Annotated in this window: 27 protein-coding genes; 14 read left to right on the top strand and 13 right to left on the bottom strand. The window is 66.7% G+C overall.

Annotated features, from left to right (window positions below; all coding sequences use genetic code 11):
• Nucleotides 1-29 precede the first annotated feature (29 nt).
• The 10 genes from EIP75_RS05945 to EIP75_RS05900 all read right to left on the bottom strand — a co-directional run bounded on the left by EIP75_RS05945 (nt 30) and on the right by EIP75_RS05900 (nt 7,881).
• Nucleotides 30-596, bottom strand: a complete 567-nt coding sequence (locus EIP75_RS05945) for a response regulator (RefSeq protein ID WP_125242333.1) — start codon at nt 594-596, stop codon at nt 30-32.
• 11 nt (nt 597-607) lie between these two features.
• Complete coding sequence (gene nosR, locus EIP75_RS05940) at nt 608-1,882, bottom strand: response regulator c-di-GMP phosphodiesterase, NosR family (RefSeq protein ID WP_125242332.1); 1,275 nt, start codon at nt 1,880-1,882, stop codon at nt 608-610.
• Nucleotides 1,879-2,829: an ATP-binding protein gene (locus tag EIP75_RS05935; protein ID WP_199758506.1), complete on the bottom strand. Its 951-nt coding sequence runs from the start codon at nt 2,827-2,829 to the stop codon at nt 1,879-1,881. Before EIP75_RS05935 ends, nosR begins: the two co-directional genes overlap by 4 nt.
• Nucleotides 2,830-2,848: 19 nt before the next feature.
• A complete protein-coding gene (locus EIP75_RS05930) occupies nt 2,849-3,730 on the bottom strand; it encodes an HDOD domain-containing protein (RefSeq protein WP_125242330.1) in 882 nt (293 codons plus the stop codon).
• Nucleotides 3,727-3,936, bottom strand: a complete 210-nt coding sequence (locus EIP75_RS05925) for a hypothetical protein (RefSeq protein ID WP_125242329.1) — start codon at nt 3,934-3,936, stop codon at nt 3,727-3,729. The genes EIP75_RS05930 and EIP75_RS05925 overlap by 4 nt, the downstream gene beginning before the upstream one ends.
• Nucleotides 3,933-5,651 carry an EAL domain-containing protein gene (locus tag EIP75_RS05920; protein ID WP_125242328.1) on the bottom strand — a complete coding sequence of 573 codons (1,719 nt, stop codon included), beginning with the start codon at nt 5,649-5,651 and terminating at the stop codon, nt 3,933-3,935. Before EIP75_RS05920 ends, EIP75_RS05925 begins: the two co-directional genes overlap by 4 nt.
• 188 nt (nt 5,652-5,839) lie before the next feature.
• Nucleotides 5,840-6,349, bottom strand: coding sequence for a hypothetical protein (locus tag EIP75_RS05915; protein ID WP_125242327.1), 510 nt, complete (start codon nt 6,347-6,349; stop codon nt 5,840-5,842).
• An 87-nt stretch (nt 6,350-6,436) separates the two neighbouring features.
• Nucleotides 6,437-6,652 carry a DUF3565 domain-containing protein gene (locus EIP75_RS05910; protein ID WP_125242326.1) on the bottom strand — a complete coding sequence of 72 codons (216 nt, stop codon included), beginning with the start codon at nt 6,650-6,652 and terminating at the stop codon, nt 6,437-6,439.
• An 11-nt stretch (nt 6,653-6,663) separates the two neighbouring features.
• Nucleotides 6,664-7,083 carry a PaaI family thioesterase gene (locus tag EIP75_RS05905; RefSeq protein WP_125242325.1) on the bottom strand — a complete coding sequence of 140 codons (420 nt, stop codon included), beginning with the start codon at nt 7,081-7,083 and terminating at the stop codon, nt 6,664-6,666.
• An 84-nt stretch (nt 7,084-7,167) separates the two neighbouring features.
• Nucleotides 7,168-7,881 (bottom strand): Crp/Fnr family transcriptional regulator, encoded by a 714-nt coding sequence (locus tag EIP75_RS05900; RefSeq protein ID WP_233584700.1) that lies wholly within the window; start codon nt 7,879-7,881, stop codon nt 7,168-7,170.
• Between the two features lie 188 nt (nt 7,882-8,069).
• Between EIP75_RS05900 and EIP75_RS05895 the strand changes: the two genes are divergently transcribed.
• Nucleotides 8,070-8,603 (top strand): Mpo1 family 2-hydroxy fatty acid dioxygenase, encoded by a 534-nt coding sequence (locus EIP75_RS05895; RefSeq protein ID WP_125242324.1) that lies wholly within the window; start codon nt 8,070-8,072, stop codon nt 8,601-8,603.
• 4 nt (nt 8,604-8,607) lie between these two features.
• Here the strand turns inward: EIP75_RS05895 and EIP75_RS05890 are convergent, their stop codons facing one another.
• Nucleotides 8,608-9,825 (bottom strand): M20 aminoacylase family protein, encoded by a 1,218-nt coding sequence (locus EIP75_RS05890; RefSeq protein WP_125242323.1) that lies wholly within the window; start codon nt 9,823-9,825, stop codon nt 8,608-8,610.
• A 187-nt stretch (nt 9,826-10,012) separates the two neighbouring features.
• On the opposite strand from EIP75_RS05890, the gene EIP75_RS05885 reads away from it, so the two are divergent.
• The 3 genes from EIP75_RS05885 (at nt 10,013) to EIP75_RS05875 (ending at nt 12,548) form a co-directional block, all read left to right on the top strand.
• A complete protein-coding gene (locus EIP75_RS05885; RefSeq protein ID WP_125242322.1) occupies nt 10,013-11,371 on the top strand; it encodes an ammonium transporter in 1,359 nt (452 codons plus the stop codon).
• Entirely contained in the window at nt 11,364-12,134 is a 771-nt protein-coding gene (locus EIP75_RS05880) for a hypothetical protein (RefSeq protein WP_125242321.1), read from the top strand. Before EIP75_RS05885 ends, EIP75_RS05880 begins: the two co-directional genes overlap by 8 nt.
• A 99-nt stretch (nt 12,135-12,233) precedes the next feature.
• Nucleotides 12,234-12,548, top strand: coding sequence for a polyhydroxyalkanoic acid system family protein (locus tag EIP75_RS05875; protein WP_125242320.1), 315 nt, complete (start codon nt 12,234-12,236; stop codon nt 12,546-12,548).
• Between the two features lie 27 nt (nt 12,549-12,575).
• Here the strand turns inward: EIP75_RS05875 and EIP75_RS05870 are convergent, their stop codons facing one another.
• Nucleotides 12,576-12,836: an acyl-CoA-binding protein gene (locus EIP75_RS05870; protein WP_125242319.1), complete on the bottom strand. Its 261-nt coding sequence runs from the start codon at nt 12,834-12,836 to the stop codon at nt 12,576-12,578.
• Between the two features lie 43 nt (nt 12,837-12,879).
• Complete coding sequence (locus EIP75_RS05865) at nt 12,880-13,629, bottom strand: TetR/AcrR family transcriptional regulator (protein ID WP_125242318.1); 750 nt, start codon at nt 13,627-13,629, stop codon at nt 12,880-12,882.
• A gap of 42 nt (nt 13,630-13,671) precedes the next feature.
• On the opposite strand from EIP75_RS05865, the gene EIP75_RS05860 reads away from it, so the two are divergent.
• The 10 genes from EIP75_RS05860 (at nt 13,672) to hisA (ending at nt 22,432) form a co-directional block, all read left to right on the top strand.
• Nucleotides 13,672-14,619 (top strand): ABC transporter ATP-binding protein, encoded by a 948-nt coding sequence (locus EIP75_RS05860; protein WP_125242317.1) that lies wholly within the window; start codon nt 13,672-13,674, stop codon nt 14,617-14,619.
• Nucleotides 14,616-15,389, top strand: a complete 774-nt coding sequence (locus EIP75_RS05855) for an ABC transporter permease (RefSeq protein ID WP_125242316.1) — start codon at nt 14,616-14,618, stop codon at nt 15,387-15,389. Before EIP75_RS05860 ends, EIP75_RS05855 begins: the two co-directional genes overlap by 4 nt.
• Nucleotides 15,390-15,437: 48 nt before the next feature.
• Nucleotides 15,438-15,695 (top strand): BolA family protein, encoded by a 258-nt coding sequence (locus tag EIP75_RS05850; RefSeq protein ID WP_125242315.1) that lies wholly within the window; start codon nt 15,438-15,440, stop codon nt 15,693-15,695.
• Nucleotides 15,696-15,779: 84 nt separating this feature from the next.
• Nucleotides 15,780-17,078, top strand: coding sequence for a UDP-N-acetylglucosamine 1-carboxyvinyltransferase (murA, locus tag EIP75_RS05845; protein ID WP_125242314.1), 1,299 nt, complete (start codon nt 15,780-15,782; stop codon nt 17,076-17,078).
• 5 nt (nt 17,079-17,083) lie between these two features.
• Nucleotides 17,084-17,722: an ATP phosphoribosyltransferase gene (gene hisG, locus EIP75_RS05840; protein ID WP_125242313.1), complete on the top strand. Its 639-nt coding sequence runs from the start codon at nt 17,084-17,086 to the stop codon at nt 17,720-17,722.
• Nucleotides 17,723-17,832: 110 nt separating this feature from the next.
• Nucleotides 17,833-19,146: a histidinol dehydrogenase gene (gene hisD / locus EIP75_RS05835; RefSeq protein WP_125242312.1), complete on the top strand. Its 1,314-nt coding sequence runs from the start codon at nt 17,833-17,835 to the stop codon at nt 19,144-19,146.
• Between the two features lie 6 nt (nt 19,147-19,152).
• Nucleotides 19,153-20,256 (top strand): histidinol-phosphate transaminase, encoded by a 1,104-nt coding sequence (gene hisC, locus EIP75_RS05830; protein ID WP_125242311.1) that lies wholly within the window; start codon nt 19,153-19,155, stop codon nt 20,254-20,256.
• A gap of 11 nt (nt 20,257-20,267) precedes the next feature.
• Nucleotides 20,268-20,876, top strand: coding sequence for an imidazoleglycerol-phosphate dehydratase HisB (hisB, locus tag EIP75_RS05825; RefSeq protein ID WP_125242548.1), 609 nt, complete (start codon nt 20,268-20,270; stop codon nt 20,874-20,876).
• A 58-nt stretch (nt 20,877-20,934) separates the two neighbouring features.
• Nucleotides 20,935-21,615, top strand: a complete 681-nt coding sequence (gene hisH, locus EIP75_RS05820) for an imidazole glycerol phosphate synthase subunit HisH (protein ID WP_125242310.1) — start codon at nt 20,935-20,937, stop codon at nt 21,613-21,615.
• A gap of 70 nt (nt 21,616-21,685) precedes the next feature.
• Entirely contained in the window at nt 21,686-22,432 is a 747-nt protein-coding gene (gene hisA, locus EIP75_RS05815; RefSeq protein ID WP_125242309.1) for a 1-(5-phosphoribosyl)-5-[(5-phosphoribosylamino)methylideneamino]imidazole-4-carboxamide isomerase, read from the top strand.
• Nucleotides 22,433-23,077: the final 645 nt, after the last annotated feature.

The raw sequence follows: 23,077 nt of genomic DNA, 5'->3' as shown, positions 1-23,077 counted from the left end.
GCTCATGGCTGTTCGTTCCCCGACGGCGCTCACGAGCCGGGCTCCTCACGCGGCAAGGGCGGCAGCAGGACCTCGCCCATCGGCCCCCAATCGACCTTGGTGATCCCTGGCTCCTCAGCCTCCAGGCGGCGCATCTCGGCAGCCTGGGGCGACATGTCCCCTGTGAGAACCTGCATCGCATCGGCCAGGCCCTGTTGCGTCCTCAGTGCGTGGTGGCGCTTCAAGGCGCCGTGCAATTGCAGGACCAGGAGCCCGAGGTCCCAGGGTTTGCTGAGGTAGCGGAACACCTCCGCATCATTGAGAGCCTGCATGACGGTCGATATGTCATTGGATGCACTCAGGATCATGCGTGTCGCGAGGGGTTGATGCGCGCGTGCTTCTCGCAGCAATTCGATCCCGTCCATCGCCGGCATCCGGAAGTCGCTTAGTACGACGGCGAAGCGGCTTTCCCGGAGCCGCCGGCATGCCTGGACAGGGTCATGGTGCATCTCCAGGTGAACTCCTGCGGCCATGCCCTGCGCCAGATGCGGGCGCAGCCCTCGCGACAGAGCTTGCAGCACCAGGGGTTCATCATCGACCAGGAGGATCTTGTCCATGGCATGCCTCGTCAGGCGGGTTTGACCGCCAGCATGAGCGGTCTGCGTGTGCGACGCTCGAACTGGCGGATGCGGGCGATCAGAGGTTCAGTGAGCACGTGGTCGGCAGCCAGCAGAAGCACGCCCTCGGCCGACTGGAAATCCAGAGCCAGCACCATGCCGGGCTGCAGCGCATCTGTTTGGAGTTCCAGCGGGCGCTGTGCGGCGGGCGCGGTGGGCTGGCTGAACACGGCCAGGAATGCATCCGCCACCGCCGGATCGAACTGGGTGCCACGCCCACGCCTGATCAGTGCGACTGCTTCCGCCGGATGGAGGCTGCCGGAGATCACGTGCCCCGATAGCAGGTCATCGTAGGCATCGGCAATGGACAGGATGCGCGCGCCCAGAGGGATCTGATCGCCGGCCAGGCCATCGGGAAAGCCTCGTCCGTCATGGCGTTCATGGTGGTGCCTGATCAGATTCGCCACGGCGGGCATGTCGTCCATGCCCATGAGCGACTGTTCTCCCAGCTCGCTGTGCCGGCGGTAGCGGGCCAGGTCCTCGCTGCCGAGCTTGGACACGGGGCTCCCCAGGATGTGGTCGGATAGCCCGATGTGGCCTATGTCATGCATCAGCGCGGCGATGAACAGTTCGTGAGCCTGGATGTCGTCCAGTCGAAGCAGCCGTGCGGTTCGGCGGGCGAGGTCGGCCACGCGTCGGGCATGCCCAGCCAGTGGCCCGCCGCGAAGCTCGATCAGGTGCGAGAAGGCCTTGATGGAGTTGAGGTAGTTCTTGTGCAGCCGGCCGTTGGCGTCGGACAGCTCGCTCGTGCGCTCCTGCACCTTGTGTTCAAGCGTGGCATTGAGTTCGCGCAGCGACTCGTTCTGGCTGGCCGTGAGGGCTTCCAGCCGCTCCTTCTCGTCGCGCAGGCTCTGCCGCTCGAAGGCCTCTCGCACGGTCATCAGCAGCTCTTCATCGTTCCAGGGTTTGGTGATGTAGCGGTGGATGCGGCCCTCGTTGATGGCGGCAATCGTCGAGGCAATGTCGGCATAGCCTGTCAGCAGCAGTCTGGTGATGCGCGGCCATCGTTGGCGCACACGCTGCAGGAGTTCGGCACCGTCCATGCCTGGCATGCGCATGTCGGAAATCACCAAGTCCACCGGCTCGGCGTCCAGCAGGGCCACGGCCTGGGCGCCGCCTTCGGCAGTGAGTACACGGTGGCCCGTGGCGCGGAACAGCCGCTTCATGGACGACAGGATGTTGGGCTCATCATCCACGCACAGGATCGTCCGCAGTTCGCTGCTCATGATGTGGTCCCAGGGCTGGCCTCTTCGGGCTTGTGCTGGCGCACGGGCAGGGTGACGCGGAAAGTGGTGCCGCACCCTGGTTCGCTGTTCACATCGATGTGACCATGGTGCTTCTTGACGATGCCGTACGACAGCGACAGGCCCAGGCCGGTACCCTTGCCCACCGGTTTGGTGGTGAAGAAGGGGTCGAAGATCCGGCCGATGTTCTCCTTCGCGATGCCGCTGCCGTTATCGCTGACCTCCACCCACACATGGTGTTCGATCTGACCGGTTCGGATAGTGATGGTGCCGCGCTCGGCCGCGATGGCATGGGCCGCGTTGACCAGGAGGTTGAGGAAGACCTGGTTGAGTTCCGAAGGCAGACATTCAATATCTGGGATGTCTCCGTACTGTTTGAGCACGTCGGCCCGGTACTTGATCTCGTTGTTGACGATGTTCAATGTGGAGTCGATCCCACGGTGTAGGTTGGTCCAGACCCACTCCTGGCTGGCATCGACCCTGGAGAAGTCCTTGAGATCCTGAACGATCTTGCGCACGCGCGAGATGCCCTCTCGGGATTCGTTCATCAGCGAAGGGATGTCTTCCTTGAGGTAGTCCAGTTCTATTTCATTGCGCAGCGCGGCCAGCCCGTCACGCTGCGGCCCGGCTGGCAACGAGGCCTCCGCGCTCTCGTAGGCCTGCAACATCTGGAACAGCTGGGCCAGGTATTTCTCCAGCGTACCGAAGTTCGAGAAGATGTAGCCGATCGGGTTGTTGATCTCGTGAGCCACGCCTGCTGCGAGTTGTCCGATGGAGGCGAGCTTCTCTGATTGGACCAGCTTGTCCTGCGTGGCCGAGAGGCGGGCGTTCAACTCCTTGAGCCCCTCGTTGGCCTTGAGAAGCTCCTGTACCTGCCGGTTCTGGAGTTCGGTGCCGGCTTCAGCGGTGATGATGTGTTGCGTGGTCATCGCGGCCTCCGTGTAGGTGTCAGACGTGCAAGGCTTGGCAGATGTCATCGAACTCATGCTCGACCTGCGTGAACAGACGCATGCTGGCTTGGGCGCCAGGAGCCATGGCTCCCCATACCTCGGGTGGCGTAGGGGGCACCATCTCGTCTTCCTGACCGGACAGGCCCAGCGCGTGGGAAAACGCATCGGCCAGGTGAGCCAGCCCTACCAGTCCGGGCCCATGGTGCAAAGCGGGCGCATGGTGGTGGGTGATTGCTTCGACCACGACAGGAGAAAAGTGCCAGTGCTCTGCGAGCAGTCCGCCCATCGCAGCGTGGTCGGTGCCCAGCGCAGCGTGCTCGGCGTCGATCGGAAGCAGGTCCAGTGTGCGCTGGTGCATCAGGACGTGAGCGTATTCCTCGGGGAACATGCAGGCCAGTGCCACCCTCCCAATGTCGTGAAGGAGTCCGACCGTGAAGCCGATGTCGGTGTCCATGTGCAGCTCGCGGGCGAGCCCCTGGCCGACCAGTGCGGCACCTACGGCATGGCGCCAGAATGCCCGCAGGTCGAAGCCCGCCTCGCGGGCCACCTGGAAGCGTTCTGTCATCCCGGCGGCCAGCACCATGGTGCGGACAGTGCGCAGACCCAGTATGGTGATGGCATCAGGGATCGATCCGACCTGCCGGGACATGCCGTAGAAAGATGAATTGGCCAGACGCAGTGTCTTGGCGCTCAACGCCGGGTCATGAGACAGATGATCTGCCACCTCGGCCGCCCCGATGTCCTCGCGCCCCAGGGTGAGGATGATGTCCTGCACCGCCGCGGGCAGGGCGGGCAGATCCCGCAGACTGGTGCGGAACCGGTCTGGTGTGATCAGGAACGACAGGGACAGGTCCGGCCGCAGGTCGGGGCTCGTGTTCATGTGCCGCCCTCCAGCTTGTAACGCATCACCAGGTGCAACAGGGGGCTGAGCTGTCCCGAGCGCAGGCTGTGCCGAAAGCGGTGATCCAGTTGCCGGCGCAGCCGCTCGCGGTCGTGGTCGTTGGTGCCTGGCAGTGGCGTCCCACCGTTTGACATGGCGGTGTCGGCCTTGTCACCCGTGGGCAGGGGATACATCGGGCTGTTCATGATGCGCCCTTCTCGGAGGAGATGTGAGGGGTCAAAACCATCAATGACCCTCTGGCATGGGCTCGGCCCTGCATGTCGCGGCACACACCCATGAAGCGCTGGCCTACCAGCTCGATCTCGTGATGGTGTCCATCGCGGGTGTGCCACAGTGCCGCGAGGGCGGCCGAACCGGTGGACTCCACAGGCTGCCCGAGCAATCCCGTGGCGCCGTCGAACAAGGCCTCGGCATCGGAATTCATGAAGGCGATCATGCCTTCCTGGTCCAGGCCGATGACCGGTGCCGGCAGGTTCTCCAGGACTTCGCGCGCGATCACCAGGCTGGTCTCTTCCCGGTGGATCTGTTCGCGCTGGCACTCCAGAAGGCGCTTGAGCTGTCCATTCACGTGAGCCAGTTCGCGGGCACCTTCCTGCACTTCGCGGTCCAGACGGCGGTTCTCGTCGGCCATTTCCTTGTGACTGAACGCCTCGCTGATGTGTCCGCGTACCCTGTCATCGTCCCAGGGCTTGGTGAGGAACTTGTAGATGGCGCCTTCGTTGATGGCATCGGTGATGGACTGCAGCTCGGTGTAGCCCGACAGCACCATGCGCACCGTGTGCGGATAGAGCTCCTTGGCTCTACGCAGAAACTCGACCCCTGTCATGCCGGGCATGCGCTGGTCGGAGATGATCACGTCCACATCGTTCTCGGCCAGGCGCTGAAGCCCTTGCTGCCCGCTGTGCGCCGTGATGATGTGATAACCGTCGCGTCTCAAAAGTCGCCTGAGCGACGCGACGATGTTCTCCTCATCGTCGACCACCAGCAAGGTGCGCTGGCGAGCGTGACGCCCCAGCACGGTCTCAGGCAGACGCCGCTTGGCGTGCAGCAAGGCGATGAGTTCGCTCTCCGCCAATGGCGCGCTGAAATACATGCCCTGCATCTGGTCGCACTGGTTGGTTGCCAGCAATGCCAGTTCACCGTCGCTTTCCACACCGAGGGCCAGCACCTTCATGCGCAGGCTGTGCGCCATGTCGATCACTGCCCGCAGGATGGATACGTCCTCGGTCGAAGCGGTCACGTCCGGCACCAGTGCCCTGTCGATCTTGAGCACGTCAACCGGCAGGCGACGAAGGCAGGCCAGGCCCGCGTAACCCGTGCCGAAATGGTCCAGCACGATCTGGATGCCGATGGATTGCAAATCGCCCAGCGTGCTAGCCGCATGGTCGAGGTCGCGCATCAGCATGTCCTCAGTGACTTCGATGGTGAGCATGTGCGGATCCAAGCCGCTTTTCATCACGATCGATTCGATGGCGCAGGCAATGTCGGCCTGCTGCATCTGTCCGGGATGCAGATTCACTGCCATGCGAATGGGGCTCAGGCCTTTCTGATGCCAGCGCTTGGCCGCCTGGCAAGCTGCCTGCAGCACCCATTGACCCATGGCGTGGCCCTGGCCTGTCCGCTCGGCCATCGGGATGAAATCATGCGGCGGGATCTCGCCCAGCACGGGGTTGTGCCAGCGCACCAAAGCCTCGACACCCACGACTTCGCCGCTGCGCAGATCGACCTGCGGCTGGTAGTGCAGATAGAGCTCTTCACGCGCGACTGCGTGGACCAAGGCCAGTTCTCGAGCCATGCGCTCACCAGGACGATCTGCGCTGGCTGTTTCCGCGATGGATGAGGAGGGGGGCATGCCGGCCTGTGTGCCGGGGCCGCCGAACAGCGCGATTGATTCATCCACGATGGACCCCTTTCCCTCCTCGGAGGCGGGGGTCGCCAAGGGGCTACCGCACGGACCGAGGATTCAGCTCTCGCTGAATTCAGTATCGTCAGGTGTCCGGAAAGTCGTTATGACTTTTTCACTTTTTTCATTGAAAGTGAAGAAAAGACCTGTTTGGCATCCACGTATCCACGTGGCATCGCGTGATGTCAGTCGCGCCAGATTTTTTCAACCAGCGTCTCGGGCTCCAGCGATCGACCGGCCTTGTCAATCGCGGCACGCCACTCCTTGGGCGCTGGAAGATCCCGCACAGGTGAACTTCCGCCCCAGAGGCCGGCCTTCACGGCCAGAACGACAGGTCCACCCCTGACTGCCGGTGGCGTGACAGAGCGCATCGCTCGGATCATGGCTTCTGCCATTGTTGAAGGCAGAGGGGGCTGGAAATCAAGCCATGCGTTGGAGCGCAAGCCGGGCCGGATGGCGATCACCAGGAAGCCACTGGTGGGCGGACCCACCCGGGCCTGGCGTGCCACCTCGGCCGCTTGGGCGGTGGCCTTGTCGATGTAGGTGGCCAGGCTCTGCACATCGGGCACGCGGGGCTGCAGTTCGGCTTCGGGTTGCAGCAGCACGACATCCGAGCTTTCGAGCGCACCTGCCCTGGCGGGCTGAGCCGCCAGCAGGGCGCACATGGCCAGTGTGATGAGGATCAGTCGCTGCATCTGGTGATGCCCCCCGTGATTCAATCAACGTGCGGGGAACAATGCCACGGAGAGGACACCCGGACAAGTCCGGAAAGCCCGGGTTCCTCAGGATGAGGGGGGTGTGTCGGGCGGGGCGCCCTCATCGCACTTCTTGCAGGCCAGGCGGCGGCCCAGCGTGGCCTGGCGGCCTTCGGGCGTGGTGGTCCAGGGACGGTTGATCCACGGCGGGTCATGGCGCACGTGCTGGTGGTGCCCGCAGGCCAGCCGGGCCACCCAGTGGCCTTCGTCGTCCAGGTGGAAGCCGGTGATCGGCTGGTCCATCGTTCCGGGCCTCAGGCCGCAGGCTTGGGGTACAGCACCATCTGCGTGCAGCGGAACAGGGCCATCGTCTTGCCCGTGTCGCGGTGCGTGACAGTGGCATCCCACACCTGCGTGTTGCGGCCCAGGTGCACGGCCTTGGCCACGCACTCGACCACGCCTTCGCGGGCCGTGCCCAGGTGGTTGGATTTGAGCTCGATGGTGGTGAAACCGCTGGCACCGGCCGGCAGGCTGGCCACGCAGCCATAGCCGGCGCAGGTGTCGGCCAGGGTGACGATGCTGCCGGCGTGCAGGAAGCCGTTGGGCGCCATCAGGTGGGGCACCACGGGCAGTTCCGCGCGCACTTCACCGTCGCCCACGTGCGTGATGACGATGCCGAGGTGGCCGGGCAGGGTGTTGGCGCCGCGCTGGTTGAACTGTTCGGGAGTGGGCATGGATCGGATCCTGGAAAGTGGTGCCACGATTGTGCGGTGGCCGGCGCGTCGTGGTGTCCGGATTGGCCTGCCCACGCCAGCCTGTCAGGCGTCGATCTCGCCCGCGGCTTTGAGGGCCTCGTGGTCCAGCACTTCGATGCGGCCGTAGTGCCGCGCCACGATGCCGCGCGCTTCCAGATCGCGCAGCACCTCGTTGACGGTCTGGCGCGTCAAGGCCAGCATGGCGCCCAGCTGCTCCTGGTTCACGGCCAGCGAATGGCGTGCGCCCTGTTCCGTCAGCATGCCGTGGCCCAGCGTCATCTCCCGCAGGCGGCGGGCCATGCGCTGCGGGGCGGGCAGCACGGTCAGCTCTTCCAGCCCCGACAGCACTGCGCGCATCTTCTCCACGGCCAGGGCGCCCAGGTGGTGCCAATCGGCCGGGTGCGCGGCCAGCAAGGCCTGCAGCGCAGGCAGGGGCACCTGCAGCAGGGTCGTCGGCGCACGGGTGTCGGCATCGTGCGTGCGCGGGCCGGCGTCGAACAGGGCGATCTCTCCGAACCACAGCGGCGGCTCGATCATGCTGAGCACGGCCTCCTTGCCGCCGGCGCTGATGCCGCCGATGCGCACGGAGCCTTCGACCACGGCGTACAGGCCGTCGTTGGCATCACCCCGTGAGAACAGGCGCTGGCCAGCCGGCACGGCGCGCACCCGGGCCGGGGCCAGCAGGCGCTGACGCACCTCGGCCGGCAGGCCGGCGAACCACCGGCCCTGCAGCAGCAGGGGCAGGTAGTGCTCGGGTGGAGGCAGGGTCTTGTTCAAGGTGGGAAAGGAGGCAGGGCGGCAGGCGTGAGGCCCGCAATATGCCTGAAGCGGGGCCGCCGGGCGCACAGGACAAGCCCTCGCGGGGAACGTAGCCTATCCGACAGACAAAATGCACATGTCGGCGCATCATCCGATCATGGTTTCCGGCCCCGAGCCAGGAGCCGCCTTGCCGAGAGAGACACGCCATGAAAACCCTGGTCCAGCAACTCACCAACTACGCGGCCTACCACCGGGACCGCCGCAACATCGCCACCCACTTCATCGGGATCCCGATGATCGTGCTGGCCATCGGCTGCCTGACGGCGCGCCCCGCGGTCGACGTGGCCGGCGTGCCGGTGTCGCTGTCCACGCTGCTGGTGCTGGGCACGTCCATCTACTACCTGCTGCTGGACATCCGCTTCGGGCTGGTGATGTCGGCGCTGCTGGCGGCCACGCTGTGGATCAGCATGGGCGTGGCGGCACAGGCCACCAGCGTCTGGCTGGGCACGGGCGTGGGCCTGTTCGTGGTGGGCTGGATCTTCCAGTTCGTGGGCCACTACTACGAGGGCCGCAAGCCCGCGTTCGTCGATGACCTGGTGGGCCTGTTCATCGGCCCGCTGTTCGTGGTGGCCGAGCTGGCCTTCGCGATGGGCCTGCGCCCCGAGGTGCTGCGCGCCATCGAGGCCGAAGTGGGTCCGACCCGCCTGCGCCAGATCGATCTGGACGCGTTGAAGCACTGAGTTCTCAGGCGGCCAGCCAGCGCTCCACCAGCTTCACCCACAGGGTGGCTCCCACCGGGATCAGCCTGTCGTTGAAGTCGTAGCTGGGGTTGTGCAGCATGCAGGGCCCCAGGCCATGGCCGCCTTCGCGGTGTGCGCCGTCGCCATTGCCGATCACGAAATAGGCGCCGGGCTTCTTTTCAAGGAAGAAGCTGAAATCCTCGGCGCCCATGGTGGGCTCGAACTCCAGAACGTTCTGCGGGCCGACCACCTCGCGCATCACGCCGCGCACGAACTCGGCCTCGGCGGGGTGGTTCACGGTGGGCGGGTAGTTGCGGTGGAACTCGACCTCGGCCGTGCAGCCGAAACCGGCCGGCACGTGCTCGCAGATCTCGCGCATGCGCCGCTCGATCAGGTCGAGTGCGTCGGTGGTGAAGGTGCGCACCGTGCCCTGCAGGGTCACGCGCTCGGGCACCACGTTGGTGGCCACGCCGGCCTCGATCATGGTGACCGAGATGACGCCGGTTTCGATCGGGCGCAGGCTGCGCGTGAGGATGGTCTGGAAGGACTGCACCAGCTGGCAGGCTACCGGCATCGGATCCAGGCCCAGGTGCGGCATGGCCGCGTGGCAGCCCTTGCCGATCACCGTGACGCGGAACTCGTTGCTGGAAGCGAAACAGGGGCCCGCGTTGATGGCGAACTGGCCGGCGGCCATGTTGGGCCAATTGTGCATGCCGAAGATCGCGTCCATCGGGAAGCGCTCGAACAGGCCGTCCTTCATCATCTCGCGGGCGCCGCCGCCGCCTTCTTCGGCGGGCTGGAACACCAGGTACACGGTGCCTGCGAAATCACGTTTGGCCGCCAGGTGCTGGGCCGCGGCCATCAGCATGGCCACGTGGCCGTCGTGCCCGCAGGCATGCATGCGGCCGGGGTGGCGGCTGGCATGGGGAAACTTGTTTTGCTCGGTGACGGGCAGGGCGTCCATGTCCGCACGCAGGCCGATGGCCTTGGCGCCTGGCCGCTGTCCCTTGATCACGCCGACCAGGCCGGTGGTACCCAGGCCTCGATGCACCTCGATGCCCCATTCGGCCAGTTGCCTGGCGATCAGCTCGCTGGTGCGCTGCTCTTCAAAGCACAGCTCGGGGTGGGCGTGGATGTCGCGGCGCAGCGCCTGGATGCCAGGGGCCTGGTCCAGCAGCTCGGGCAGGACCGTCGATGGCAGGTCGGTGGTGTCGGAGGACATGGCTCAACCGTCAAGGAGGTGGTGCGGAAGGTCCATCTTACCCGGCTGGCACATCCCCGCCAGAACCGGGTCGGGCACCCCTTGAACGAGTGGGGCGCAGCCTGCTGCAGCGCAGCAAGTTGGTCTGGTCCTTGCTGTCTGGTCCGGCTGTGTCCAGATTCGTCAGCTTCTTGCGCAGGACCGGTGCATGATTTTTTCGCGTAGTTCCGAAGTACCCCGCTCTTTGTTCCCTCTGTTGTCGATCCTGCTGGTGACCTTGCTGGCACCGGGTGTGGCCCGGGCGGCCGAGGCCGCCTCGCCGGCGTTGACCCTGCAGTCGCTCAAGGCGGCCACCGACATGGTGTGGGTGGTAGCTGCAGGGGCCCTGGTGTTCTTCATGCAGGCGGGTTTCGCCTTCCTGGAATCGGGCATGGCCCGGGCCAAGAACACCGTCAACGTCATCATGAAGAACTACTGCGACATGTGCTTTGGCGCGGTCGCGTACTGGCTGGTGGGCTACGGCCTGATGTTCGGCATCAACCAGACGGGCTGGCTGGGCACCTCGGGCTTCGCACTGCACCGTGTGGCCGAATCAGAATATGGCGCCCTGTTCTTCCAGACCATGTTCGCCGCCACCTCGGCCACGATCGTCAGCGGAGCGATCGCCGAGCGCACCCGGTTTTCGGCCTACATCATCGGGTCGGTGGTGATCACTGGCCTGATCTACCCCGTCTATGGCTCCTGGGTGTGGGGCTCCACCCACGGCGGAGAGGGCTGGCTCCGGCAACTGGGCTTCATCGATTTCGCGGGCTCCAGCGTGGTCCATGCGGTGGGGGGCTGGGCGGCCTTGGCGGCCATCCTGGCGGTGGGCCCGCGCACCGGGCGCTTCGGCCCGGAGGGCCAGTCCCGCCAGATCCTGGGGCACAACCTGCCGCTGGTCTCGCTGGGGGCCTTCATCCTGTGGATCGGCTGGTTCGGCTTCAACGCCGGCAGCACGGGCGCGGCCACCGTGGGCCTGGGCAAGATCGCGCTGAACACCCACATGGGCGGCGCGGCCGGTGCATTGGGCGCCATCGCCATGATGACGCTGCTGCGCCAGAAGCTGTTGATGACGACCACGCTCAATGGCTCCATCGCGGGCCTGGTGGGTGTGACGGCGGGCTGCCACGTGATGGAGCCCGCCTTCGCGGTGGTGGCCGGTGCGGTGGCGGGAGCGCTCAGCGTGGTGGCCGCCTCGATGCTGGAGGCGTTCAAGGTGGATGACGTGGTCGGCGCTGTGTCTGTGCACGTGGTGGGTGGCGTGTGGGGCACGCTGGCCGCCGGCCTGTTCAACGCCAACGACCTGTTCAACCCTGCGCAGGTGGGTGTGCAGGCGCTGGGCTGCCTGGCCGCCTTCGTGTGGGCCTTCGGCGCCTCGATGCTGATGTACTGGCTGATCAACAAGGTGGTGCCGCTGCGCGCCTCGACGCTGGACGAGCAGCGGGGGCTGGACTTCAGCGAGCATTACGAGATGGGTTACCCCGAGTTCCAGCACGATGCCGTGCACCGGGGCAAGCAGCATGCTTGAGCCCGCCGCCTCCACCGTGGCGGCTCCTCAGGGATCGCCTGCCTGGCTGGCGCTGATGTGGGCGCTGCAGCCCTACCTGGATGCCGACCGCGCCCGCGAGGCGGCCGCGCTGTGGCAGCCGCCCGATGCATCGGGGCCGGCTTCGGTGATGGTGGGTCTGAGCCGCTACTGTCGCCTGATCGGCCAGCGCTTCGGTCTGCAGGGCAAGGAGGCCGAGCTGCACCTGCGCATCATCCGGGCGCTGCAGGCGCAGGGCCTGGGGGCGACACGCAACCCATCGACGCCTGAGCGCACCGCGCCGCACGCCTCGGAGCCCCCCAACCGGCCCTGGCAAGGGCCGAGCACCATGGACATGGCGCGGGCCGCGCAGCCCGGGGTGCCGGGCAGTGCCAACGACTCGCAGCCGCCGGGCACCTCGGCCCTGGTGGTGCAGCGCTTCCTGGAGGCGGTGGAGCAGATGGTGGCGCGCGAGGCGCCGATGTCCTACAACGCGCCACACTGGCGGCACACGCTGATCCGGCATGCAGGGCGCCTGCCGGAGCCGGTGCTGCGCCACGCCACCGATTGGCTGTGGGGCCGCACCAACGTCTTGATGGGCGACTGGCCTGCGCGGGGCGCCGGCACCCGCCTGATCAACGCGGCCTACGTGGCGCTGGCCGAGTGGGTGGGGCCGGTCAAGGCCGATGCCTGTTTCACGCGCGTGGTACGGGATTTCGAGGGCAGCGGCGATGTGCACCTGGCCGGGGTGCGCCGCTACCTCTGAGGTGTCTTTCCGCGACAGCCGTGGCCGTGCCGCCCCACAGGGTCTTTATAGTGGCGCCCATTGCATCCACCACCTGACACGCAAGGGACACGCCAGGCCATGAGCGACATCCACTACGAACGGGCCCACGATCTGGGCCTGGACCGCGCCCGCGAACTGGCCCGTGAATGGCTCGACGACGCAGCCCGCAAGCTGGGCCTCAGCTGCCAGACGCAGGCCGGCGACACGCAGGACACCATCACCTTCGAGCGCAGCGGCGTGAAGGGCACCATGCTGGTGTCGGGCACCGGGTTCACGCTGGACATCAAGCTCAGCATGATGATGGTGGCGCTCAAGCCCATCGTCGAGGCCGAGGTGTCGCGCAACCTCGAGCGCATCATTGAAAAAGCCTCAGGTGGCGCATCGGCCGCCTGAGGCTTCTGGGTCGGGGCGCTCGGTGGCTTACTTGGCCTTGAGCGACTCGATCAGGTCGATGTAGGCCTGCTGGGCCTGCTCAGGGCTCTTGCCCTTGAGGCCGGCCCAGGCGTCGTACTTGGCGCGGCCCACGAAATCCATCATGCCGGGGCGCTCGCCCTGCACGTCGCCCACGCTGCCTTGCTTGAACAGCGAGTAGATCTGCAGCAGGGTGTTGTTGTCGGGCTTGGCGGACAGTTGCTTGGAATCGGCCATGGCTTGGTCGAAGCGGGCTTTCAGGTCGGACATCGTGTCTCCTAACGGCGTGTCGGTGTTCTTGGAAACCCGGATCTTAGCCGCCCGCGGGGGCCAGCCACCAGGGGTCCATCCCCAATTGGGTGGGTTGGATCAGATGCCGGCCCAGCAGCTGCGCATCGGGCTCGGCGAGGCTGGGGCGCAACAGGCCCAGCGCACGGCCCACGGCCATGTCCACGGCGTGCGGGCCGGTCTGGCGCAGGTGCTCGCGCGGGTCCAGCGCGCCATCCAGGCCGGTGCTGTTGGTCAGGCTGGCCAGCATGTGGCCTGCCCACACCGCCAGGGCCGCGTCGTCCACCTCGGGGCCACGCCAGGGCAGGGCACGCAGTGCCAGCTGCAGCGCCTGCGCCTGGCGGCGCAGCAGCGGTGGCAGGCCTTCTTCCAGCACGCGGTGGCGGGAGACCAGGTCGCTCAGGTCGCGGAACAGGAAGCGGTACACCCACGCCGTATGTGCCAGTGCATCGGCCAGGTGGGCCAGGTGAGCCAGGGTGGGACTGGCCTCTTGCCACCAGGGCGCCCCGGGCGTGGGCTCTTCGGGGGCTGCGGCTGCGCCCGTGTCCGTGGCGGCGACCTCCAGCGCCTGTTCCAGATCGGCCTGGTAGCGCGCGAACAGCCCCGCCACCAGCGCATCCCGGGTGGGGTGGTGGTAGAACAAGTTGCCCGGGCTGATGCCGAGCTCGCCACACAGCTGGCTGGTGGAGACATTGGGTTCGCCGAACCGGTTGAACATCGCCAGGGTCACGTCCAGGATGCGTTCGGCGGTACGGCGGGGTCTTTTGGCTGTCATTGAAGGCAGTGTGACCGGTGACTCCTACAATTGTCGCCTCCCATGAGCGCCATCACCTTTCAAAACGTCACGAAAACCTACGATGCCGGCGGCCGCACGCTGCATGCACTCAAAGGCGTGAGCTTCGACATCCCCCAAGGCGAATTCTTCGGCCTGCTGGGCCCCAACGGCGCGGGCAAGACCACGCTGATCAGCATCCTGGCCGGCCTGTCGCGCGCCAGTGGGGGCCAGGCCCTGGTGCATGGCCACGACGTGCGCCGCGACTACCAGGCCGCCCGCCGCGCCCTGGGCGTGGTGCCGCAGGAGCTGGTGTTCGACCCCTTCTTCTCGGTGCGCGAGACCCTGCGCATCCAGAGCGGCTACTTCGGCGTGCGCCGCAACGACGACTGGATCGACGAGCTGCTGGACAACCTGGGCCTGCTGGACAAGGCCGATGCCAACATGCGTCAGCTGTCGGGCGGCATGAAGCGCCGTGTGCTGGTGGCCCAGGCCCTGGTGCACAAGCCCCCCGTGATCGTGCTGGACGAGCCCACCGCCGGCGTGGACGTGGAGTTGCGCCAGACCCTGTGGCATTTCATCGCCCGCCTGAACCGCGAAGGCCACACCGTGCTGCTGACCACCCACTACCTGGAAGAGGCCGAGGCCCTGTGCCACCGCATCGGCATGCTCAAGCAGGGCGAGCTGGTGGCGCTGGAGCGCACCTCCACCCTGCTGGCCAGCACGGCCCACACCATGCTGCGCTTCAAGACCGATGATGCGCTCCCCCTGGTGCTGGCTGCTCGGGCTCGCATCACCGGCCGTGTGGTGCAGATCGCCGCGCACGATGCCACCGAGGTCGAGCAACTGCTGGCCGAGCTGCGCCAGGCCCAGTGCCGCATCGAAGACTTGGAGATCGGCCGCGCCGACCTGGAAGATGTCTTCCTGGCCATCATGCAGGGGCAGGGCAGTGCATCTGCCCGTTCACCCGTCACCGCGGAGGTGCCGGCATGAACTGGGCTGACAGCGTCACCGGCGCCGCGCCGTTGTTCCGCAAGGAGGTGCTGCGCTTCTGGAAGGTCGGCTTGCAGACCGTGGGCGCGCCCGTGCTCACGGCCGTGCTCTACCTGCTGATCTTCGGCCATGTGCTGGAAGACCACGTGCAGGTGTTCAAGGGCGTGGGCTACACCAGCTTCCTCATCCCCGGCCTGGTGATGATGAGCCTGCTGCAGAACGCCTTCGCCAACAGCTCTTCGTCGCTGATCCAGAGCAAGATCACCGGCAACCTGGTGTTCGTACTCTTGAGCCCGCTGTCGCACCGGGCCTGGTTCCTGGCCTATGTGGGCGCCTCGCTGGTGCGCGGGCTGGCGGTAGGGGCGGGCGTGCTGGCCGTCACGGCCTGGTTCGCGCCGCCCGGGCTGGCCGAACCCTGGTGGGCCTTGAGCTTCGCCGTGCTGGGCGGCGCCTTGCTGGGCGCCCTGGGCCTCATCGCCGGCCTGTGGGCCGAGAAGTTCGACCAGATGGCCCTGTTCCAGAACTTCATCATCGTGCCGATGACGTTCCTGTCGGGCGTGTTCTATTCGGTGCACTCGCTGCCGAGCTTCTGGCAGGGGCTGTCGCACCTGAATCCGTTTTTCTATCTGATCGACGGCTTCCGGCGCGGATTCTTCGGCGCCAGCGACGTCAGCCCATGGATCAGCCTGGGCGTGGTGGGCAGTGCCACCGTCATCGTCTCGGCCATCGCGCTGCAATTGCTCAAGACCGGGTACAAAATCCGGCATTGACGGCGCATCCTTACGCCTGTTTTCATATTCCACATCACGAGATTTTCCATGGCCGATCCCACCGCCGCCGAGGTCCAGCAGTTCATCGAAGCCGGCCTGCCCTGCACCCACCTGCATGTCGAAGGTGATGGACGCCACTTCTTCGCCACCATCGTCTCGGCCGAATTCGACGGCAAGGCCCGCATCGCGCGTCACCAGCGCGTCTACCAGGCCCTGGGCGATAGAATGCGCGAGCAGATCCACGCCCTGTCGATGAAGACCCTGACCCCGGCCGAATGGGCCGCCCAGGACAGCGCCGCGTCGTGACTGCCTGTGTTGTTTGCTTGACCCTTACCTGAGGCTGATGGCGCGATCCGCTCCCCGTGGCGGCCTCGCGCCCTTTGTGTTTTCATGGACAAACTCCTGATCCGTGGCGGTCGTCGCCTGCAAGGCGATGTGACCATCTCCGGCGCCAAGAACGCCGCGCTGCCCGACCTGTGCGCCGCGCTGCTCAGCGCTGAGCCCGTCACGCTGGCCAACGTGCCCCAGTTGCAGGACGTGAACACCACGCTCAAGCTGCTGGCCAACATGGGCGTGCAGGCTGAGCGCCATGGCGATGACCCCGACCGCGTCACGCTCGATGCCGGCCAGGTGAACAACCCCGAGGCGCCCTACGAGCTGGTCAAGACCATGCGCGCCTCCATCCTGGTGCTGGGCCCGCTGCTGGCCCGCTTCGGCCGTGCGCGGGTGTCGCTGCCAGGCGGCTGCGCCATCGGCTCGCGCCCGGTGGACCAGCACATCAAGGGCCTGCAGGCCATGGGTGCCCAGATCACGGTCGAGCACGGCTACATCGAGGCGCGCACCCCCGTGGGCGCCGATGGTCAGCCCACGCGCCTGAAGGGCGCCCGCATCACGACCGACATGGTCACCGTGACCGGCACCGAGAACTTCCTGATGGCCGCCAGCCTGGCCGAGGGCGAGACCATCCTCGAGAACGCCGCGCAAGAGCCCGAGATCTCCGACCTGGCCGAGCTGCTGATCGCCATGGGCGCGAAGATCGAGGGGCACGGCACGCACCGCATCCGCATCCAGGGCGTCGACAAGCTGCACGGCCTGACATCGGCCAAGGCCCACCAGATCATCCCCGACCGCATCGAGACAGGCACCTTCCTGTGCGCCGTGGGCGCGGCCGGCGGCGATGTCACGCTGCACCGCGCCGAGGCGGCGCACCTGGAATCGGTGATCGAGAAGCTGCGCGAAGCCGGCATCCAGATCACGGTGGGCCAGGGCACGATCCGCGTGCAGGCCGATGCGCGCCCGCGCTCGGTGGGTTTCCGCACGCGTGAGTACCCCGCCTTCCCGACGGACATGCAGGCCCAGTTCATGGCGCTCAACTGCGTGGCCGAGGGCACGGCCGTGATCCACGAGACCATCTTCGAGAACCGTTTCATGCACGTCAACGAGCTGGACCGCCTGGGCGCGCGCATCGAGGTCGATGGCCACAGCGCCGTCGTCACCGGCGTGCCCAAGCTGTCGGGTGCCACCGTGATGGCCACCGACCTGCGCGCCTCGGCCAGCCTGGTGATCGCCGGCCTGGTGGCCGAGGGCGAGACCCTGGTCGACCGCATCTACCACCTGGACCGGGGCTATGACCGCATGGAAGCCAAGCTGCGCGGCATCGGTGCCTCGATTGAACGCGTGAAGGGCTGAAGCACATGATCACCCTCGCACTCTCCAAAGGACGCATCTTCGAAGAGACGCTGCCGCTGCTGGCCGCGGCCGGCATCGAGGTCACCGAAGACCCTGAAAAATCCCGCAAGCTTATCCTGCCCACCACCCGCGACGACGTGCGCGTGGTGCTGGTGCGCGCCACCGACGTGCCCACCTATGTGGAGTACGGTGGCGCCGACCTGGGCGTGGCCGGCAAGGACGTGCTGATCGAGCACGGCGGCGACAACCTCTACCAGCCGCTGGATCTCAACATCGCCAAATGCCGCATGAGCGTGGCCGTGCCGGTCGATTTCGACTACGCGGCGGCCGTGAAGCAGGGCTCGCGCATCCGCGTGGCCACCAAGTACACGACCATCGCCCGCCAGCATTTCGCCGACAAGGGCGTGCACGTGGACCTGATCAAGCTGTACGGCTCGATGGAGCTGGCCCCGCTGATCGGCCTGGCCGACGCCATCGTCGACCTGGTGTCCACGGGCAGCACGCTCAAGGCCAACAAGCTGGTCGAGGTCGAGCACATCATGCCGATCAGCTCGCGCCTGGTGGTCAACCAGGCGGCGCTCAAGCTCAAGCGCGAGCCGATCCGCCGACTGATCGAGGCCTTCCAATCGGCGATCCCGGCTTGATGACCGGCCCGGCCATGGCCTGAGCCGTGGCCGGCGCCCTATGGCGCCGATCGCGAGATCCCATTGCCGCACCGCTCCACGAATCCCGCAAATCTGAGATCCTTGGCTCCATGACTGTCCAGATCCGCCAACTGTCCACCGCCCAACCCGACTTCGACGCCGCCTTTGCGCGCGTGCTGCATTGGTCGGCCGAGACGGACGTGGCCATCGAGGAGCGCGTCGGCGCCATCCTGGCCGACGTGCGGCTGCGCGGCGATGCCGCCGTGCTGGAATACACCGCCCGTTTCGACCACCTCGACGCCGCGTCGATGACGGCGCTGGAGCTCACCGCCACCGAGCTCAAGGCCGCCTTCGACGGCCTGCCCGCCGAGCAGCGCGAGGCGCTCGAATCGGCCGCCCGCCGCGTTCGCAGCTACCACGAGCGCCAGAAAGAGGCCTGCGGCCTGAGCTGGCAGTACCGCGACGAAGACGGCACCCTGCTGGGCCAGAAGGTCACGCCGCTGGACCGCGTCGGCATCTACGTGCCCGGTGGCAAGGCGGCCTACCCGTCGTCGGTGCTGATGAACGCCATCCCCGCCCACGTGGCCGGTGTCGGCGAGATCATCATGGTCGTGCCCACCCCGCGCGGCGAGAAGAACCCGCTGGTGCTGGCCGCTGCCCACGTGGCCGGCGTCACGCGCGCCTTCACGGTGGGCGGTGCGCAGGCCGTGGGCGCGCTGGCCTACGGCACGGCCACCATCCCCAAGGTCGACAAGATCACCGGCCCGGGCAACGCCTACGTGGCCAGCGCCAAGAAGCACGTGTTCGGCCAGGTCGGCATCGACATGATCGCCGGCCCCAGCGAGATCCTGGTGCTGGCCGACGGCACCACGCCGCCCGACTGGGTGGCCATGGACCTGTTCAGCCAGGCCGAGCACGACGAGCTGGCGCAGAGCATCCTGCTGAGCCCCGATGCCGGCTACATCGCCCAGGTCAAGGCCGAGATCGACCGCCTGCTGCCCACCATGCCCCGCGCCGACATCATCCGCGCGTCGCTGGAGGGCCGTGGCGCGCTGATCCTCACGCGCGACATGGAAGAGGCCTGCGCCATCAGCAACCGCATCGCGCCGGAGCACCTGGAGGTGTCCAGCAACGAGCCGCACCGCTGGGAGCCGCTGCTCAAGCACGCCGGCGCCATCTTCCTGGGCGCCTACACCAGCGAATCGCTGGGCGACTACTGCGCCGGCCCCAACCACGTGCTGCCCACGTCGGGCACGGCGCGCTTCTCGTCGCCGCTGGGCGTGTACGACTTCCAGAAGCGCTCCAGCCTGATCGAGGTGAGCGAGGCAGGCGCCCAGGTGCTGGGCAAGACAGCCGCGGTGCTGGCCTATGGCGAGGGTCTTCAGGCCCATGCCCAGGCCGCTGAGTTCCGCCTGAAGAAATAAAGCGCCATGAGCCTGCTCGACACCTTCCGCCCCGACGTGCGGGCCCTGCATGCCTACCATGTGCAGGACGCCGCTGGCTTCATCAAGCTGGACGCGATGGAGAACCCCTTCGCGCTGACGCCCGAACTGCAGGACGAGTTGGGCAGGCGCCTGGGCGCCGTGGCGCTGAACCGCTATCCCGGCCCCCGCATCAATGATTTGCAGGCGGCGCTGCGCCGCCACGCCCAGGTGCCCGACGGTTTCGGCCTGGTGCTGGGCAACGGCTCCGATGAACTGATCTCGCTGCTCTCGCTGGCCTGCGCCAAGCCCGGCGCCACCGTGCTGGCCCCCTTGCCCGGCTTTGTCATGTACGAGATGTCGGCCACCCTGCAGGGCCTGCGCTTCGTCAGCGTGCCGCTCACCCCCGATTTCGAACTGGACGCCGCCGCCATGGTGGCCGCCGTGCGTGAGCACCGCCCGGCCATCACCTACATCGCCTACCCGAACAACCCCACGGCCAACCTGTGGGACGACGCGGCCATCGAGCAGGTGGTGCAGGCCGTGGCGGCCAACGGCCAGGGCCTGGTCGTGATCGACGAGGCCTACCAGCCCTTTGCGAGCAAGAGCTACCTGGATCGGCTGCAGCAGCACCCGCACGTGCTGCTGATGCGCACCCTGTCCAAATTCGGCCTGGCCGGCATCCGCCTGGGCTACATGCTGGGCCGCGCCGACCTGATCGAGCAGGTCGACAAGGTGCGCCCGCCCTACAACATCAGCGTGCTCAACACGGAGGCCGCGCTGTTCGCACTCGATCACGAAGCCGAGTTCACCCGCCAGGCGGGCGTGATCAAGGCCGAGCGCGAGCGCCTGCAGTCTTTTTTGGCCACGCTGCCCGGTGCCCAGGCCTATCCCAGCCAGGCCAACATGATCCTGGTGCGCGTGAACGACGCCGCCAGCACCTTCGCCGCCCTCAAACAGCGGGGGATCCTGATCAAAAATGTGTCTGGATTACACCGTTTGCTGGCAAACTGCATCCGTCTGACCGTGGGCCTGCCCGCAGAGAACGACGCCCTGATGGCCGCGCTGGCCGATCTCCTGCGCGAGCCCCTGACATCCCCATCCGCTGCATGAACGCTTCCGACATGACCGCCCCAGGCACCGCTGACCGCGTGGCCGAGGTCGCCCGCAACACCGCGGAAACCCAGATCACCGTGCGCGTCAACCTGGACGGCGCCGGCACGGCCCGCCTGGCCACCGGCATCGGCTTCTTCGACCACATGCTCGACCAGATCGCCCGCCACGGGCTGATCGACCTCGACATCGATGCCAAGGGCGATCTGCACATCGACGGCCACCACACGGTGGAAGACGTCGGCATCACCCTGGGCCAGGCCGTGGCCAAGGCCGTGGGCGACAAGAAGGGCATCCGCCGCTATGGCCATGCCTATGTGCCCCTCGACGAGGCCCTGTCGCGCGTGGTGATCGATTTCTCCGGCCGCCCCGGCCTGACCATGCACGTGCCCTTCACGGCCGGCAGCATTGGCGGCTTCGACACCCAGCTCACCTTCGAGTTCTTCCAGGGTTTCGTCAACCACGCGGGCGTCACCTTGCACATCGACAATCTGCGTGGCGTGAACGCACACCACCAGTGTGAGACCGTGTTCAAGGCCTTTGCCCGTGCCCTGCGCGGCGCGCTCGAGCGCGACCCCCGCATGGCCGGTGTGATCCCCTCGACCAAGGGCTCGCTGTGAGCGCCATGGGCGCTGCCCCGATCCGTCCTATCGATTTCTCCTGCTTTTTCCTGATCCCATGAACCCCGCTTCGACCGTGGCCGTCATCGATTACGGCATGGGCAACCTGCGTTCGGTGTCCCAGGCGGTGCAGCACGCCGCCCAGGGCCTGGAAGGCCTGAAGGTGGTGGTCACCAACGACCCCGAGGTGGTGCTGGCCGCCGAGCGCGTCGTGCTGCCGGGGCAGGGCGCCATGCGCGATTGCATGCGCGAGCTGCGTGAAGCCCATGGCGGCGGCCTGCTGCAGGCCGTGCTCGATGCCGCCAGCCGCAAGCCCCTGATGGGCGTGTGCGTGGGCATGCAGATGCTGCTGGAGCACAGCGAAGAGCAGGACACCCCCGGCCTGGGCCTGCTGCCTGGCCGCGTGGTCCGCTTCCGCCTGGAAGGCCAGACCCAGCCCGACGGCAGCCGCTACAAGGTGCCCCAGATGGGCTGGAACAGGGTGCACCAGCCTGCGAACCACGGCGGGCAAGTCCACCCGGTGTGGGCTGGCATCCCCCAGGACAGCTACTTCTATTTCGTCCACAGCTACCACGCGGTTGTGGATAATCCCCAACACAGCGCTGGCGAGACCGACTACGGCTCACGCTTTACCTGCGCGGTGGCCCGGGATAATATTTTCGCGACACAGTTCCACCCGGAAAAGAGCGCGGCGCATGGTTTGGCGCTGTACCGCAATTTTCTGACGTGGCGGCCGTGAACCCCGTGGCTGCGCTGTACGCCCCGGTTCGATTTCCTACCCTTTTCTCCACCCCTCTGGCACCACAGCCATGCTGCTGATCCCCGCGATTGACCTGAAAGACGGCAAATGCGTGCGCCTCAAACAAGGCGACATGAACGACTCCACCACCTTCGGCGAGGATCCGGCCGCGATGGCCCGACGATGGCTGGAAGCGGGCGCCCGGCGCCTGCACCTGGTGGACTTGAACGGGGCCTTTGCAGGCAAGCCGGTCAATGAGGCGGCCATCAAGGCCATCATCAAAGAGGTGGGTGACGAGATCCCGGTGCAGCTGGGCGGCGGCATCCGTGACCTGGACACCATCGAGCGCTACCTCGATGACGGCCTGAGCTACGTCATCATCGGCACGGCGGCGGTCAAGAACCCCGGTTTCCTGAAGGATGCCTGCAGCGCATTCGGCGGCCACATCATCGTGGGCCTGGACGCCAAGGACGGCAAGGTGGCGACCGATGGCTGGAGCAAGCTGTCGGGCCATGAAGTGGTCGACCTGGCCAAGAAGTTCGAGGACTACGGTGTCGAGGGCATCATCTATACCGACATCGGTCGTGATGGCATGCTCACCGGCATCAACATCGAGGCCACGGTGAAGCTGGCGCAGGCGCTGAGTGTGCCGGTGATCGCTTCGGGTGGGTTGTCGAACATTGCTGACATCGAGAAGCTGTGTGCGGTCGAGGATGAAGGTGTCGAAGGCGTGATCTGCGGTCGGGCCATCTACAGTGGCGACCTGGATTTCGCGGCGGCGCAGACTCGGGCTGATGAGCTGAACGGCGAAGGCTGAGTTGGTGTTGAGCGCCTGAGGGCGCATCAAGCGATAAAGCGGCTTTCGGGCCGCTTTTGTTTTTGGCTGGTGGCTTCCTTTGCCTGCGGTGGTCTGGCGCTTTGTCGGGGCAGCGCGGGGCGAGGGATGTGGGCACTGGCGGCCGGGGCCTGTGTTGTCGGTCCTGCCTGCGGCAGGACTGCCTTGCGATGCTCGTGACGAGGTGGGGTCGCAGAACTCGCTACGCGGCTTCGCCGCTGCGCTCAGACAGCTGCGACCAGTCAGATGAACGAAGCGCGCTGCGCGCGCCCACCTCGCCACTGCGCTTCTCAGCGCCAACGAAGGCCCCGGCCGCCAGTGCCCACATCCCTTTTGTGCCCCGGCTCCTCGCCTGCGCAAAGGTGTGATGCGGCGGCTTGTGCGCTTGGGCATTGTTCAAGCTCTGCCCTGTCTGTGGTGGCAGACGCCAGCCCAAGCAAGGCAAAGAATGCTTCCTTCGCATGCGGCGAGCGGGGCACAAAGGGCTGAGCCGGCATATGGCCGGGCGCCTTGTTGGCGTCGGAGGCGCGCAGGGAAGGACAGGTTGCCCCTGGCCGCAGGCCAGGGGATGGCGAGCATGTCTGAGCCCGCAGGGCGAGTTGCGCAGCCACCTGTCCTGGACGAGCA

The organism is Aquabacterium soli, from assembly GCF_003933735.1.
Taxonomy (GTDB): Bacteria; Pseudomonadota; Gammaproteobacteria; order Burkholderiales; family Burkholderiaceae_C; genus Aquabacterium; species Aquabacterium soli.
The sequence above is the reverse complement of the archived record's forward strand: the minus strand, read 5'-3'. Positions and strand labels throughout refer to the sequence as shown.